Raw genomic sequence first — 16,064 nt, forward strand, 5'->3', positions numbered from 1 at the left:
ATGCTACATGCTAAACCCTAAGTAACGTGAATAGCCTTGCATGCCTAAATCGGCTTTTAAAATTAAAAATTCAGGATAAGTCGCTTGATCAATCGCAGCAAACATATTCATTTGGTCATCATTGGCATGTAGCTCATCCACTGTATGCGGCATAGTCTCTTCAAAAGCATCGGTGATATATTCAAAGCCAATATCCATAGCGATAAACAAAGTATGCTGGCACGGTTGTACATATTGTTCTTGTTGCCAATCAATCACCCAGTGACCACAATGTGGACAAGCGATGCAGTCGGTGGCTTGGTGTTCAAGTTGAATCAGTTGATAGGCCATATAAAGGACTCAAATAAAAACATGCTGTAGTGTAAAAATTAATATTTCAACATGCAAAATAAATTATTATGCAACAGCATCCCAAGTGACGGGTATTTTTACTTAGGCTATTTTAAATGAACTAAAATTGCATTGACAATATGCAACAATAGCAATGTAATAACGTTATCGTTGCATAATTGGCATAGGATATGTTGTCGGATCTGGATGATTTTTACTGTTTTGCGCAAGTGGTCGAACATGGTGGCTTTAGTGCTGCCGAACGTGCGACTGATATTCCTAAATCTAAATTAAGCCGCCGCGTGTATCAACTTGAAGAACGTTTAGGCGTGCGTTTGATTCAACGCAGTTCACGGCATTTTGCAGTCACTGAAATTGGACTTAACGTCTATCGTCATGCGCAAGTGATGATTAATGCCGCACAAGCTGCCCATGATTTGGTCGATCACTTAAGTATTCAGCCACGCGGTGTCATTAAAGTCAGTTTACCAGTATCTATTGCGCAAAATGAAATTGCCAAAATCTTACCGCAATTTTTAAAGCTGTATCCTGAAATTAAAGTGCAACTTTTGGTCAGCAATCGCCGCGTAGATTTGATCAATGAAGGCATTGATGTGGCTCTGCGTGTGCGTTCGAGTTTAGACAGCGACCCCAATTTAATTATTCGTCAGTTTGCGCATATCGAGCAGCATTTATTTGCCAGTCAAGCTTATTTAAACCAATTTGGGGATTTAAAAACACCCGAAGATTTAAGCCAACACCATATTTTAAGTATGTCCGATGAGCACTTAGATCAATATATTATGGTGCATAATCAACACATGCAGCAGAAAAAAATCAAGGTCAATCCCACTGTAATGGGCTCTGATTTGATGCTGCTGGCACAATTAACTTGTCAAAACTGCGGCATTGCACTATTGCCAGATAGCATTGTGCAAGATTATTTAAAGTCTGGTGAGTTAGTGCGGGTATTACCTGATTGGCGCGCCGCGCATGGTATTTTCCATGCAGTTTATCCATCACGGCGTGGTCAATTGCCTGCGGTACGAGTTTTTATCGACTATTTAGTCGAACATCTCACCGAAAAAAAAGCTGATCTATGATCAGCTTTTTATGTTATTCGACTACTGCAATGGGCGCATAGCTGCCTGTACCTTCAGGCCATGGCGATAACACCTCAAAGCCAGTTTCGGTCACTGCTACCATATGTTCCCACTGTGCCGACCACCCACCATCGACCGTCACCACCGTCCAACCATCTTTAAGTTCTTTGACACTGGCACCACCAGCATTAACCATCGGTTCAATGGTAAACACCATACCTACCTCTAATTTTAAACCCTGCCCTGGTTGACCATAGTGCACCACATTCGGTTGTTCATGATAGACCTTACCAATACCATGCCCGCAATATTCACGCACAATACTATAACCTTCACTTTCGGCGACGCGCTGAATGGCATAGCCAACATCACCTAAAGTCGCGCCCGGTTTAACCGCATGAATACCGGCCAGCATTGCCGTATAAGTGGTATCCACTAAGCGTTTGGCCTCAGGTTGAATCGTACCCACATAGTACATGCGACTCGTATCACCAAAATAACCATCTTTGATAATCGCCACATCAATATTAATAATGTCGCCATCTTTAAGTTCAATATTGGCCGCTGGAATCCCGTGACACACCACTTCATTGGGTGAAATACAAGTGGTTTTGGTATAACCATAATAGCCAATGTTAGCAGGTGTGACTTTTAAAGTATTGACAATAAAGTCATAGCATAAGTCATCTAAATATTCGGTCGTGACACCGGGTTTGACATGCGGGCCAATCATTTCTAAAACTTGTGCAGCCAAACGGCCAGAAATACGTAAATGTTCTAAATCTTGCGCAGTTTTAATGGTAATGGCAGGAGCTCGCATGAATTTTATCCTCTTTAAGCGTGTCCGTAGTATAGACCTTTTTTCAGCCCGATGCTGTGCAGGGTCTATAAAACAGAATAATGCTGATTTTTATTGATGTGTTTGTTGAATTATTAAGCATTTAAAAAATGCAGCATAACATATTTCTAAAAGACACATATGTTTAAAACCCAGCGACTTAAATGGCAAGTTTTATGATTTTTATCTTAGAATCAAGTGTATAAATCAAACCATTTTTTACAACTTGATCAAAAGCCAAACGACTTATATAAAAACAATTCATCATTTATATAAATTTAATTACCAAAAGAACATGCTTTGCACTAAAATTGCTTTCTTTTGTTTCACCTAGTTGTTCTCCCATTATGACGAGTTTACGTACCCGGGATATTATTGCTCTAGGTTTTATGACCTTTGCACTGTTTATTGGTGCGGGCAATATCATTTTCCCTCCTATCGTTGCCCAACAAGCTGGCGACCATGTTTGGCTTGCTGCTTTTGGCTTTTTAATCACAGCAGTGGGTTTACCTGTAATTACCATTGTTGCCTTATCCCGCGTGGAAGGTTCAATTCAATTATTAAGCTCTCCTTTAGGTAAAGTTGCCAGTCTGATTCTGACTGTGGTGTGTTACTTAGCCGTTGGGCCTTTATTTGCCACCCCACGTACCGCAACTGTCTCTTATGAGATCGGTTTTTCATCTTATTTTGGTACATCAGCATCTAGCTTATTGATCTATAGCGCGATTTATTTTGCCTTTGTCACTTTAGTTTCACTCTATCCAAATAAGATTTTAGATACTGTAGGCTACGTACTGTCGCCACTTAAGATCTTAGGTCTGGTGATCTTAGGTGTAGCCGCAGTTGTGATTCCAGCTAGCTATATTGCAGAACCTGTAGGCAATTACATTAACAGCCCAATCTCAGAAGGTTTTGTCAATGGTTACTTAACCATGGATACCTTAGGTGCATTGGTATTTGGTATTGTGATTATTAATGCCATTCGTTCACGCGGTGTAACAGATACCAAGTTAATTACCAAATATGCCGTAATTGCCAGCCTGATTTCAGGGATTGGTTTAACTTTAGTCTATTTAAGCCTGTTTAAATTGGGTCTAGGAAGCCATGATGTTGCTGCCAATGCAACCAATGGTGCCATGATTTTACATGCTTATGTACAACATGCTTTTGGTGATTTTGGTTCATTGTTCTTAGCCGCCATGATCTTCATTGCCTGTATGGTAACTGCAATTGGCCTAACTTGTGCTTGTGCTGAATACTTCTCGCAAATTACCAAAATTGGTTATAAAGCATGGGTATTTATCTTAGTTGGTTTTGCTTTTGTCATTTCTAACTTAGGTTTAACTAAACTGATTGCCGTGTCTGTACCTGTTTTAAGTGCAATTTATCCACCTGCAATTGTGGTGATTTTACTGGGTTTCTGCTGGGGTTTCTTTAAACAACCTTCACGCGTGATTGCACCTGTAACCGCTGTCGCATTTATCTTTGGTGTGATAGATGGCATTAAAGTTGCAGGTTTCGAACAATTTTTACCTACTGCCTTAACACATTTACCATTAAGCGCACAAAACTTAGCATGGTTAATCCCATCTTTAGTGGTGCTAGTAGTCTGTATTATCGTGGATAAAGCGAAAAAATAAGATTTTTTCGATGATTAAAATTGCGGTTTTACCCAAACACAATTTTGATATTAAGCAATAAATGTCAAGTTTTACCCAAACAGACTTTTATTGTTTCCACACGATTGCTACACCTTATATGTAGTTAGCATCCGCTGCAAGGCGCTGTGTTACATCCTACTTTGCTAGCCTGATGAAAAATAGTCGAAAAAATCACAAAATTATGTCAGTTTTATGACATAGCACTTGCTATTTAAAAAAAATACACGTACAACAATATAAACCAACCAACTAAAACAATAGGGTTTATCCAACAAGGAGGCGTGGAGATGTCAGTTCAACACTTTAATAAATCATTCTTCCATAATGCTCTCAAGCAGAACAGCAATAGCATCATCTACTTGAGCACCACCTTTGCACTTATTTTAACACTGGCCATCTATGGCAGTATTCAAGGCAACTTAAAAGCCGAATATTTCGTTTATGGTTTAATGGTCTCACTGGTATTTTTCATTTGGGCGATCATTGAGCATAAATATCGTCAAGAGCCTGAATAACAAGATGGATGCATTGCATCCATCTTTGATCCTAGGCGCAAAACTGCATCTATGACAGTAATTGTCGCATCAAACAATAATAATTTTGCGCTTTTATATTTAAAGAAAATTTTTATTTTATGCCTAAGATAGTTATCCACTCGCGAGACAATTTTATCTGCCTCAAGCTCAAGAACATTCCTGCCCCATTTTAATTGCCCCTGCTACAGTCGCAGCATGATTAACAGCCATCCATTGGGCATATATAGATGTTTAATGTATGGCTTATTGTTGCTCACACATGAGTGCTGTAAAAAAGCCCCACATCTGTGAGGCTTTTTTTTGGGTTAATGCTGAATCATGACCGTCTTGATGCGATTGCCATCAAGCTCTGTGACGCTAAAATGCACGCCTTTATATTCAAGTTCAGTACCCACTTTCACTTCACCTTGAGTTTGATCCAGAATTAAGCCTGCAACACTAATATAGCTTGCATCGTCTTCGACTAAATCTAGCATTCCCAATTCAAGCTCTAATTGGTATAAATCTAACATCCCCGTGGCTTTCCACTTACCGTCTTCTAGCTTAATTAAATCTAGCTGTTCGTCTGCATCTGGGAATTCACCCGCAATTGCTTCAAATACATCAAGAGGTGAAATCAAGCCTTGTACGTTACCAAATTCATCGCTCACTAAGACCAAAGAGCCTTTTGAGGTACGTAAAGTATTAATAGCATCAATTACTTTCATGGTTTCAAAGATATGAATCGGACGATGTAAACGAATCAGGGCTTTCATTTGCTCTTCATCATCAAGCACATCCAATAACTCTTTGGCACGTACAATACTCAAGACTTTATCTAAGCTACCACGGCACACAGGGAATAAACTGTGCGGAACCGATAAAATCTTTTCACGAATCATTTCTGGCGAGTCATTTAAGTCCACCCATGAAATTTGACTACGTGGTGTCATAATAGACGCAACAGAACGTTCAGCAAGGGTTAATACCCCACCAATCATATAACGCTCTTCATCAGCAAATGCTTCTTGCGCTTGTGAAGGATGTGCTTCGTCCTGAGTTTCAATTTTACCGCCCATTAATTTTAAAATGGAGTCAGCAGTACGATGACGTAATGGGATTTTCGCTGCATGTTTTGCCGTATTACGTAAACGATATTGGTTAAAACCTTCCATTAAGATGGCAACACCAATACCCGAATAAATATAGCCTTTTGGAATATGGAAACCAAAACCTTCGGCAATCAAGCTAATTCCGATTAACAACAGGAAGCTTAAACATAAGATCACGACTGTTGGATGACGGTTTACAAATGTAGTTAATGGTTTAGAAGCAACCAACATCACCACCATCGCGACAACCATAGCCACCATCATAATACGGATGTCATCGACCATCCCAATGGCAGTAATCACCGAATCTAGGGAAAATACCGCATCGAGCACCACAATTTGTGCCACTACAGCCGCAAAACCAGCGTACACCACTTTGTTGGTGTTACTTTTCACTTCTGGCTTGCCTTCCATCATTTCATGCAATTCGGAAACAGCTTTATACAGCAAGAATAAGCCACCACCTAATAAAATCAGGTCTCGGCCAGAGAAACTATGTTCGAAGAGAGTAATCAGCGGTTGAGTTAAGGTCACCAACCAAGAAATAGCGAACAAAAGACCCAAACGCATCACTAATGCGAGAGTTAAACCTAACACACGCGCTTTGTCACGTTGTTCTGGAGGAAGTTTATCTGCCAAAATGGCAATAAAGACAAGGTTGTCAATACCTAAAACGATTTCTAATATAATTAAAGTTATTAAGCCAACCCAAATTCCCGGATCTAATAAAAATTCCATTAGTCAAGAACTCCAGTTTGATAAGCTGAAATCGTAAGTGTGGGCAAACATGCTCCCGGCGACGGATCCATTCAATAATGACCTTTGCAACTAAAGATAATTTCATTATGCATAAACTGCCGCTGTTGTAATTATATTTTTTATATTTTTTATTTAAATGTGTGATCTATTACACGCTAAGCCACGTATTTTTGCTCTAAAAAGCGCTTATTTTTAATTGATTTATCTAGAAACCCCTTAAACAAGGGATCACATCTGCAAGCACAAGCTTGTATACTCAAATCTCTCGCCCAAGCTGGGTAGCACTAAGCTGCGTATTTCGCCTTTAAATGCAAAAAAATCTATATGGCAACTTGAGTTTTCACATAAAATAACAAATAATTGTGACGCAATTAAAATTAAAATACCGGTAACAGGAATAACATCACATGACTAAAAAATACGCCAAATTTTTACCTTCCTCGCATAATACAAATTTTGAGGATTTTCCTTTTTATTGGATCATGCAAGTTCATGCACAATATGTTAACAATGTCGATCATACTCTAAAAAAATATGGCTTAGACAATTCACGTCGTCGTATTTTAGTGGCGCTGCAAAGTAAACCTAATGCCAGCGTCTCCGATTTATCGCAAATGGTGGTGTCAAAAATGTCGACTACCACTAAAATCATTTATCGCTTAAAAGATGAAGGTCTAGTCGACACCTACTCTTGCGAAGATGATGCACGAATTACGCGTGTAGTTTTAACCCAAAAAGGCTTAGAGATGACAGAGAAAGTCAATGACTTAACGGGTATTGTACTGGAACAATCTTTTGATGGCTTAACGCCATTACAAATTGAAAAGATGATGGACAGCTTAAAACAGATCTTTAAAAACTTAGCCCATTAATCTTTTTCTTTTATAGTGCATCGAAAAAGTTGAGTTGCGGACTCACTTTTTCGATTTTTGCTTTAGGTACATGTGAACACTCAAACTCTTCCACGGGAAAACCCAGCACAAAATGGCTTAAATTGGGCTGCTTTAAGCTCAACCATTCATCTAAGCGCGCTTCAGGAATGATGATCACTGAACGTTTAATTGGACCAGGTTCATGAAAGTCTTTCATCATTGGATGGTCAATCGCATCCATCGTGATCATGCTGGTTGAACGCACGATTTCATCCCCTAATTTGCAAATCTCATACAGCGCAGCAATATAAAAACCTCTGCTATCACGACGGCGTACTCCCCAACGCTGCGGCTTGCCATCGATATATTTAGACTCATAAAACTCATGTACCGGAATCACGCCAAATTTGCATTTGGCTGCGGCTTCAGCAAAGCTAGGTTTTTGTAATAAGGTTTCGTTACGCGCATTATAGGTCCGTGTGGCAATCGTTTTATCTTCAGCCCATTTAGGAATTAAGCCAAAATTAACTTCACGCCATTCTAAACCTTGCGCAGATTTAAACAGCAAGGGTAAGGCATAATGAGGGTATACCTCATCTAGGTATTCAAATGGAATGTCTGGTAAATTCAGCTCACGCTGTTGGGCGCGAGTTAATGGTTTAAAGTTGGCACACATCTTCAAACACCTATACAACACTTGCCTTATTATAACCTGAAGTGTTGTATAGGCTTAGGCTTTTTTATTGTGGTATGGTCAGCCAATGGGTACGGGTAAATTCTTCAAAAATCCAACGTCCATTAAAACGCCCCAGCCCTGAATTTTTTTCACCACCAAAGGGTGCATTAGCATGATCAGCCACCGTAATGCCATTAATATGGGTCATTCCTGCATCAATTTTTTCAGCAAACATTTGAGCACGTTGAATGTTTTGGCTGCATACAGCACTCGACAAACCAAATTCAGTATTGTTGGCTAAATCTAGCGCATGTTGTTCATTTGTGGCTTTTATAATCGGTAAGATGGGGCCAAAGCTTTCTTGCTGCGCAATCTCAAAGTATGGATCCACATGGGTAAAGACATGTGGGGCAACAACATTGCCGTGAATACCCCCTTCATAAACTAATTCAGCACCTAAGTTCTGAGCATGTTGAATGATCGCTTGATGCTTACTCACTTGAGATTGATTGATAATCGGACCAATCACAGTGTCTGCTAAATTTGGATCCCCCACTGGAATCTTGGCCACAGCCTCAAGCAGCTTTTCCACATATGCATCATGAAGCTTTTCATCCACAATCACGCGATTAGTACTCATACAAATTTGGCCTTGGTGCATAAAACGCCCCATGACCGTTAACTCAACCGCTAAATCAAGATCTGCATCATCTAAAATAACCAAAGGCGCATTACCACCAAGTTCCAAAGCCAAGCGTTTAATCCGCGAACTGGCGAGCGCTTTGCTGCCTACACCTTGCCCTACTTCGGTAGAACCAGTAAAAGAGATCAGTTTAGGCGTAGGATGCTCGACAAAATAGTCACCAATTTCACGGCCACTTCCCACTACCACATTGAGCACCCCACTTGGCGCACCAGCTTCTTCAAATAATTTTGCCAATAATGTGCCGCCAGTGACAGGGGTATCACTGGCCGGTTTTAGCACCACGGTATTGCCACAGGCAATTGCTGTCACCACTGAACGCATAGACAAATGAAATGGGAAATTCCATGGGCTAATCACCGCAATAACGCCTAAAGGTTTACGTAGGACATAACTTTGACGGCTTGGGTCTTGGCTGCTTAAACGTTCTTGCTTAAACCAATCTGGAAATTGCGCGCTATATTGAATGATGCCCAATGCTGCATCGACTTCAATATTGGCTTTCATACGTGTGCTACCCGATTCATTAATCAACCATTGCACAATCTCTTCACGGCGTTTTTGAATAATTTGGGCTAAATTCTCAATGATTTTGACTCGCGTCACTGTGCTGTTTAATACCCCTTGACGAAATGTCAATGACGCAGCGGTATAGGCTGTATCCACATCATCACTATTGGCACATTGAAATTTAAAAATCTGAGTTTGCTGATAAGGATTAATATTATCAATATGATGAGTTGAGTTGCCAATTTGCCATTCGCCAGCAATAAATTGTTGATTTAAATTATGGTAAGCCTGCATTGTGATCTTCCTTAGCTTTTATCTCTATTCACTTTAACAGAAGCACCAAAAACTGCGTATCTCTGCCACGATTTATTACTTGTTTATACATATTGCTAAACAGTGATACGCAAGGCATAAAAAAAAGCCTCCGAAGAGGCTTTTTTAATTACATAGGTTTAGTCACCTGTATAACCTTTTAATTTTAAACGCGCGGCGTGTAGTAATGGCTCTGTGTAACCAGCAGGTTGTTCACCGCCTTTAAAGATCAAATCAGATGCTGCTTGGAAGGCAATATTATTGGCAAGGTCAGCAGACATTGGCGTGTAAAGTGGATCATTGGCATTTTGCTCATCCACGATTTTTGCCATACGCGCCATGACATCGTCAACTTGTGCACGCGTTACGATACCGTGACGTAACCAGTTAGCAACGTGCTGAGAAGAAATACGTAATGTTGCACGGTCTTCCATTAAGCCTACATCGTTGATGTCAGGTACTTTTGAACAACCTACACCTAAATCTACCCAACGCACCACATAACCTAAGATCCCTTGGCAGTTGTTTTCTAGCTCTTTGAGCTTTTCTTCTTCTGTCCAATTGGTGTCTTTGGCAAGTGGCGGCGTTAACAAATCATCTAGTGGAAGTGCTTCAGTGGCAAGCAATTCTTGTTGACGATTTGCTACATTGATTTGGTGGTAGTGAATCGCGTGAATCACCGCACCTGTTGGTGATGGTACCCATGCACAGCTTGCGCCTGCTTCAGGATGTTCAGTTTTGGTTTTGTACATGTCAAGCAGCATGTCTGGTTTTGGCCACATGCCTTTACCAATTTGCGCTTTACCACGTAGACCTGTTTGTAGACCCACCATCACGTTGCGGTTTTCGTAGGCTGGGAACCAAATTTGACCTTTGATTTCGCCTTTGCGTACGAATGGACCTGCTTCCATAAAGGTATGAATTTCATCACCAGTACGGTCCATGAAACCTGTATTAATGAAGATGGTACGATCTTTCGCCTGCGCAATACAATTCTTTAAGTTTACAGATGTGCGACGCTCTTCATCCATGATACCGATTTTTAAAGTTTTCGCAGGTAGACCCAGCGCTTGTTCGGCACGTTCAAATAATTCAACCGCAAATGCCACTTCTTCAGGACCATGCATTTTTGGCTTCACGATATACATTGAACCTTTACGCGAGTTCTTAATCGTGTTTTCACCACGGATATCCGCAATAGTTAATAACGGTGTTACTAACGCATCCATAATCCCTTCATAGATTTCTTGACCATCTACAAGGATCGCAGGATTGGTCATCAAGTGACCCACGTTACGCAGCAACATCAATGAACGACCGTGAACTTTAGTTTCACCACCCTCAAGATTTTTGAAAGTACGGTCAGCATTGAGTTTACGCGTTACTGTTTTACCATTTTTCTCAATTGATTCTTCAAGCGTACCGCGCATTAAGCCTAACCAGTTACGGTAGCCTTCCACTTTCTCTTCAGCATCAACCGCAGCAACAGAGTCTTCTAAGTCTTGAATGGTCGTAACCGCTGCTTCTAAAACAACGTCTTTTACACCAGCCGCGTCTGTTTGACCAATTGCACTTGTTGCGTCAATTTGAATAATCGCATGTAGACCGTTGTTTTTAAGCACAACTTCTGTTGGTGCAGTAGCTTCGCCGTTAAAGCCCACAAATTTAGCTGCATCAGCAACGGTTGTGGTTGAGCCATCTTTTAAAGTAACAACAAGTGCATTGCCTTCAACAGCATATTTTGTTGCATCGGCATGTGAACCATTTGCCAATGGGAAAGTTTCGTCTAAATAGTTTTTTGCAAAGGCAATTACTTTTTCACCACGTTTCGGGTTATAGCCTTTAGACTTTTCTGCGCCATCTTCTTCCGAGATCACATCAAAACCGTAAAGTGCGTCGTATAAAGAGCCCCAACGTGCATTGGCTGCATTTAAGCAGTAACGCGCATTACGTACAGGTACAACCAGCTGTGGGCCTGCAATAGTCGCAATTTCTTCGTCGACATTTTCTGTCGTAATTTGGAAATCTTCTACTTCTGGTAATAAGTAGCCAATTTCAGTTAAGAAAGCTTTGTAAGCTTCTAATTCAAATGTGTTATTACGGTGCCACTCATCAATTTGTGCTTGAATTTGGTCACGCTTAGCCAAGAGTGCTGTGTTTTTTGGACTAAGATCGACAACGACTTGTTCGAAGTTGCTCCAATAAGTCTCGCTGTCGAGACCTGAACCTGGTAGTGCTTCATTTTCGATGAAATCGTAAAGTTCTTTAGCAATCGCTAACTTGCCTTTTTGAATACGTGCAGTCATTGTCTTTCCTGATATTGCTATTTTTTATTCCAAGAGCTTCCGAGTATACCCATTTATACTGTTCTGAATAGGATTATTAATAAACAAAATAATGGGCATTTTTTAAACACAGTATTCGTTTATTAACATCATCAGAATGAATGCTCTTTTATAGTGTATAAAGTTTTTGAAATGTCTAAATTAGACTTAAGTTCAGATTTTCGTTTAAAAAACCATCGATAACGCAATTTTTTAGATTTATTTATATGTTATAAGTAAAAAAAAGCGCCCGTAGGCGCTTAATTTTAAATTTCAGCTTTTTCAGGATTACTGTCTTGAATCTGACGATGTGCCGCATTTAAATAGTCATCGGACTGCATTTCGAGTAAACGTGAACGGGTACGTTCAATTTCAAAGGCGAGTTTTTCACCTGAATAAATATCAATAATATTATCTTCTGAGGTCAGCAATAATTTCACACCACGGTCATAAAACTCATCGACTAAATAAATAAAGCGACGTGTACCATCGGCCAAATAATCGGTCAAATGCGGAATATTGCTCACCAAAACGGTATTATAAATATTGGCAATTTCAATAAAATCAGCTGGGCTACGTGGTTTTAAACATAAATCAGCAAAGTCACACCATAATACGTCTTCGGTATGCGCGATGGTCTGCACCTGACGATTGTTGATGACAATATCATCGCTCGATTTGGCTTGGGTCTGCGTTAATGCATTAAAACGATCTTGCATCCAAGTTTCATGTTCGGCATTTAGTGGATATTTAAATAATTGCGCTTGTTTTAGCACGCGTAAACGATAATCTACACCGGCATCGACATTTAAAATCACACAGTTTTGCTTGACCATTTCGATGGTTGGCATAAAACGATCACGATGGATGCCATTTTTATAGAGACCATCTGGGGCAATATTGGAGGTTGCCACCAAAGTAATGCCACGCTTAAATAATTTTTGGAATAAATCGCTTAAGATCATCGCATCTGTGACATTCGACACGAAAAATTCATCAAAACAAATAATCACCGCATCTTTATAAATTTGATCAGCCACGATATCTAATGGGTTTTGCTGACCAGATAATTTGTTCAGTTCTTTATGCACATATTGCATAAAGTGATGGAAGTGCATACGGGTTTTACGACGAAATGGCACAGCATTATAAAACTGATCCATCAGCCAAGTTTTACCACGCCCTACACCGCCCCACATATACACCCCTTGTGGTGCAGTTTGACGGCGAAAACGTGCAAATGGTTTTTTGGCGGCTTTATAACGTTGAATCAGTTCTTGCCAAACACGATCTAACTCATGCACAGCCTGTGCTTGCGCCTCATCAGGCATAAACTGCCCAGACGCTAAAGCTTGGGCATAGCGCTCTGCGGGCGATAATGGGTTTGAAGTTAAGTCAGACATATCATTGCATACTATTTTGAGCTAACAGGAGTATAACCAAGATTGCGCTTGGCGCTATAACACTTTGGATTATTTATGGTATTGGCGCGGACTTTGTCCAAACCAACGTTTAAACGCATGATTAAAAGCTGCAGGTTCTGAATAACCGAGCAGCTCAGCAATCATTTCAATCGAATACTCTTTATATTCAATTAATTCTAAGGCTTTACCTTTCATAATCTGTTCACGAATATCTTTATAACTCCTACCCAGTTGTTGTAACTGATGTCTTAAAGTCCGCTCTGGAATTTGCAATACGTGTGCAGTTTGCGCCATGCTAGGCAACATGCCTTGCTGTAGTTCTAAATAATAATATACACGTTGTAATAGAACTGGCTCTTTTTCATCAATTTTTAATCGATTCATCTCACTCATACATTTATGCTCATAAGCTTTAAAAGTCATAGCATCTGCTGAGGGAATCTTTTTATCTAAAACTGCACAATCACACCAAAAAACTGCTTCACCACGGTCAAAAATTAAATGATCACCATAAACACGGGCATAATTTTCCATGAGCTCATCGGTTTCTGGGGCAAAAAATGGTAATTCAATAGCAAATTTTGGCACCTTTAAGCCCATGGTTTTATAAAGATCAGATAAAAACTTAAAGGTACTGGAGATTTCACAATGGGCACGTAATAAGCCTAAATCTGTACCTAGCTGCTCAGGCACATAACACAACCCGACACGATCAGCTTCAAAACGTAAACTCAACTGACCAGTTAAATGGGTTAAACGCTGATACTGAACTGCTTTTTCTAAGGCAATTTCTACTCGTTCACTGGTCACCAATAACATCAACAACGGGCCATAACCGACCAGATTATAGTGTTGACCAATCCACAAACCTAAAGCAGGATTCACATTTCTACCCACCACTTGCAGCAAATTCCACTCTAAACTGGGATGAATCACCGCACTACTTTGTAAGGACTCTGCTCTTAAGCCCACTGCATGTAATTTAGGATCAACCTCTAGACCTACCTTACGCATGCCTTGAATCAAGTACATCAGCCCTAAAATCGATCTCTTCATAATTTTGCCACAGCTAAACACCCCTTACGTTTTTACGCTATTTTATGCTGTTTGAACATTGCCGAAATGATCACTTTTAAGTGTAACTGTTTAATCTACGTACAAAGTTATTTAATCTAATGCTCAAGCTCAGTATCATAGCTTAAGATTTTTTTTCTGCACTTTTATATGTATGCTTTGTGGCTGATTTTCCAACTACTTTTTTGCTTAGCTTTAGGTTTTTTTTTAGCCAAAAAAATACCCACTGCACTAAAACACATCGCCTTTCAGGTGCTGCCTTACTTTAGTTATGTCTTGCTCATTGCAATTGCAATGGAGTTTTTCCAAGCACTACAGTACATGACCAATTTTACTGTCATTTTAGTTCCTGCACTTACCTTAGCCGCCTGCACATCGATTGGCGCGTTTTTATGTTGTTATGTATTATTTAAGGCGCTGGGTTATCAAAATAGCAGTGGTCGGGTGAGTTTAGCCTTAGTGTTCAGCTCCCTCCTCAATATGAGTTATGCTTGTTTAGCTTTAATACTCGGTTTTGGATTAGCTTATGCTGCTCAGTATTATAATTTCAGCTTAGACATGAATAGCTGGTGGCTGTTGCTTATCTTTATGCTATTGATTGGTTTAGACTTGGCTTATGCTCCACTGGATCGCTCATGGCTGAATTGGAAAATTTTACTCGTACCTTTAGGCTGTATTGTCGGTTCAATATTAGGTGCCTACATCAGTTATATACTGCTTAAGCAAATCAGTTTTAAAGAAGCCTTATTACTTTCACAAGGTTATGGCTTTTACTCAATGTCAGGAATTGTGATTAGCGAATTAAAAGGGGCCGAACTCGGTAGCATTGCCTTAATTAATGATTTATTTAGAGAAATTTTTGCAATTCTACTGATGTATTGTCTAGGCTGGCGTTATCCACGCGCAGCAATTTCATCTGCAGGGGCAACCGCAATGGATGTCACTTTACCCATGGTCAAACAAGCCTGTGGTAATGACTTTATTCCACATGCCATGGTGAGTGGTTTTATCTTATCGGTATTAGCACCTATTGCTGTGAGTGTATTAGCAGCGATTTAATTTTTTAATCCCTCTAAATCCCCCTTTAAAAAAGGGGGACTCTCCTCCCTGAGTAAAAGGGAGGTCGGGAGGGATTACAATGTCGCCAAAATATCTTTTAAAGTCTGACGCATATTGTCAGATTTGGTAATTGGACGCCCAATCACCAAATGCGTTGAACCATCTAGCATCGCTTGCTTAGGTGTCACAATACGTTTTTGGTCATCTGCAGCAGCACCCGCTGGACGAATACCTGGAGTCACTAAAGCAAAGTCTTGCCCTAATGTTTCACGCAACATTTTGGCTTCTTGCGCTGAACATACCACACCATCTAAACCGCTGTCTTTGGTGAGCGTTGCTAAGCGCTTAACATGCTCAAATGGCTCAATATCTAAACCTAAATCTTTGAGGTCTTCACGCCCCATCGACGTCAGTACAGTCACAGCAATCAATTGGGTTTTGTAGTTGCCTGCTTGTAAACGTTCTACACAGGTTTCCATCATTTTACGACCACCTGAGGCATGAACATTGACCATCCATACACCCATATCTGCAGCAGCACACACAGCTTGTGCAGTCGTATTTGGAATATCATGGAATTTAAGGTCCAGGAAAACATCAAAACCTTGGTTATGTAAGGCTTTAACCACACTTGGACCTTCATGGGTAAATAACTCTTTCCCCACTTTGACACGACATAAAGCAGGGTCAAGTTGTTCGGCAATAGTTAAAGCGTCATATTGGCTTTTAGCATCTAATGCAACGATAATACTCAAGAGACTGACCCTTTTAAAAAACAAATTAGACGCATTA

General features: G+C 40.1%; 14 protein-coding genes. 5 read left to right on the top strand and 9 right to left on the bottom strand.

Features of this window, described 5'->3' with window-relative positions:
• Positions 1–3: 3 nt before the first annotated feature.
• Positions 4–330 (bottom strand): hypothetical protein, encoded by a 327-nt coding sequence (locus tag CYK47_RS00680; RefSeq protein WP_122897920.1) that lies wholly within the window; start codon positions 328–330, stop codon positions 4–6.
• Positions 331–521: 191 nt separating this feature from the next.
• On the opposite strand from CYK47_RS00680, the gene CYK47_RS00685 reads away from it, so the two are divergent.
• A complete protein-coding gene (locus tag CYK47_RS00685; RefSeq protein ID WP_122897922.1) occupies positions 522–1,433 on the top strand; it encodes a LysR family transcriptional regulator in 912 nt (303 codons plus the stop codon).
• Positions 1,434–1,446: 13 nt separating this feature from the next.
• Here CYK47_RS00685 and map read toward each other — a convergent pair whose 3' ends face one another.
• On the bottom strand, positions 1,447–2,253 hold the full coding sequence (map, locus tag CYK47_RS00690) for a type I methionyl aminopeptidase (RefSeq protein ID WP_122897924.1): 807 nt from the start codon (positions 2,251–2,253) through the stop codon (positions 1,447–1,449).
• Positions 2,254–2,618: 365 nt separating this feature from the next.
• Here map and brnQ point away from each other — a divergent pair, with 365 nt between their 5' ends.
• Positions 2,619–3,911: a branched-chain amino acid transport system II carrier protein gene (gene brnQ / locus CYK47_RS00695; RefSeq protein ID WP_122897926.1), complete on the top strand. Its 1,293-nt coding sequence runs from the start codon at positions 2,619–2,621 to the stop codon at positions 3,909–3,911.
• 308 nt (positions 3,912–4,219) lie between these two features.
• The gene (locus CYK47_RS00700) at positions 4,220–4,447 is read left to right on the top strand and encodes a hypothetical protein (protein ID WP_122897929.1); all 228 of its coding nucleotides are present in this window, start codon (positions 4,220–4,222) and stop codon (positions 4,445–4,447) included.
• A gap of 326 nt (positions 4,448–4,773) precedes the next feature.
• On the opposite strand, the gene CYK47_RS00705 is transcribed toward CYK47_RS00700, so the two are convergent.
• Positions 4,774–6,297 carry a TerC family protein gene (locus tag CYK47_RS00705; RefSeq protein WP_122897931.1) on the bottom strand — a complete coding sequence of 508 codons (1,524 nt, stop codon included), beginning with the start codon at positions 6,295–6,297 and terminating at the stop codon, positions 4,774–4,776.
• A 428-nt stretch (positions 6,298–6,725) separates the two neighbouring features.
• Between CYK47_RS00705 and CYK47_RS00710 the strand changes: the two genes are divergently transcribed.
• Positions 6,726–7,190, top strand: coding sequence for a MarR family winged helix-turn-helix transcriptional regulator (locus CYK47_RS00710; RefSeq protein ID WP_122897933.1), 465 nt, complete (start codon positions 6,726–6,728; stop codon positions 7,188–7,190).
• A 10-nt stretch (positions 7,191–7,200) separates the two neighbouring features.
• On the opposite strand, the gene CYK47_RS00715 is transcribed toward CYK47_RS00710, so the two are convergent.
• The 5 genes from CYK47_RS00715 to CYK47_RS00735 all read right to left on the bottom strand — a co-directional run bounded on the left by CYK47_RS00715 (position 7,201) and on the right by CYK47_RS00735 (position 14,195).
• Complete coding sequence (locus CYK47_RS00715; protein ID WP_122897935.1) at positions 7,201–7,866, bottom strand: SOS response-associated peptidase family protein; 666 nt, start codon at positions 7,864–7,866, stop codon at positions 7,201–7,203.
• A 64-nt stretch (positions 7,867–7,930) separates the two neighbouring features.
• Positions 7,931–9,373, bottom strand: coding sequence for an aldehyde dehydrogenase family protein (locus CYK47_RS00720; RefSeq protein WP_122897937.1), 1,443 nt, complete (start codon positions 9,371–9,373; stop codon positions 7,931–7,933).
• Between the two features lie 158 nt (positions 9,374–9,531).
• Entirely contained in the window at positions 9,532–11,697 is a 2,166-nt protein-coding gene (locus tag CYK47_RS00725) for a malate synthase G (protein WP_122897939.1), read from the bottom strand.
• A 284-nt stretch (positions 11,698–11,981) separates the two neighbouring features.
• A complete protein-coding gene (gene zapE / locus CYK47_RS00730; RefSeq protein ID WP_122897941.1) occupies positions 11,982–13,118 on the bottom strand; it encodes a cell division protein ZapE in 1,137 nt (378 codons plus the stop codon).
• A 69-nt stretch (positions 13,119–13,187) separates the two neighbouring features.
• Positions 13,188–14,195 carry an AraC family transcriptional regulator gene (locus CYK47_RS00735; RefSeq protein WP_122897943.1) on the bottom strand — a complete coding sequence of 336 codons (1,008 nt, stop codon included), beginning with the start codon at positions 14,193–14,195 and terminating at the stop codon, positions 13,188–13,190.
• 168 nt (positions 14,196–14,363) lie between these two features.
• Here CYK47_RS00735 and CYK47_RS00740 point away from each other — a divergent pair, with 168 nt between their 5' ends.
• The gene (locus CYK47_RS00740; RefSeq protein ID WP_122897945.1) at positions 14,364–15,272 is read left to right on the top strand and encodes a LysO family transporter; all 909 of its coding nucleotides are present in this window, start codon (positions 14,364–14,366) and stop codon (positions 15,270–15,272) included.
• A gap of 74 nt (positions 15,273–15,346) precedes the next feature.
• Here the strand turns inward: CYK47_RS00740 and pyrF are convergent, their stop codons facing one another.
• The gene (gene pyrF / locus CYK47_RS00745; protein ID WP_122897947.1) at positions 15,347–16,027 is read right to left on the bottom strand and encodes an orotidine-5'-phosphate decarboxylase; all 681 of its coding nucleotides are present in this window, start codon (positions 16,025–16,027) and stop codon (positions 15,347–15,349) included.
• Positions 16,028–16,064 lie beyond the last annotated feature (37 nt).

The organism is Acinetobacter sp. B51(2017) (assembly GCF_003711395.1).
In the GTDB taxonomy this organism is placed as follows: Bacteria; Pseudomonadota; Gammaproteobacteria; order Pseudomonadales; family Moraxellaceae; genus Acinetobacter.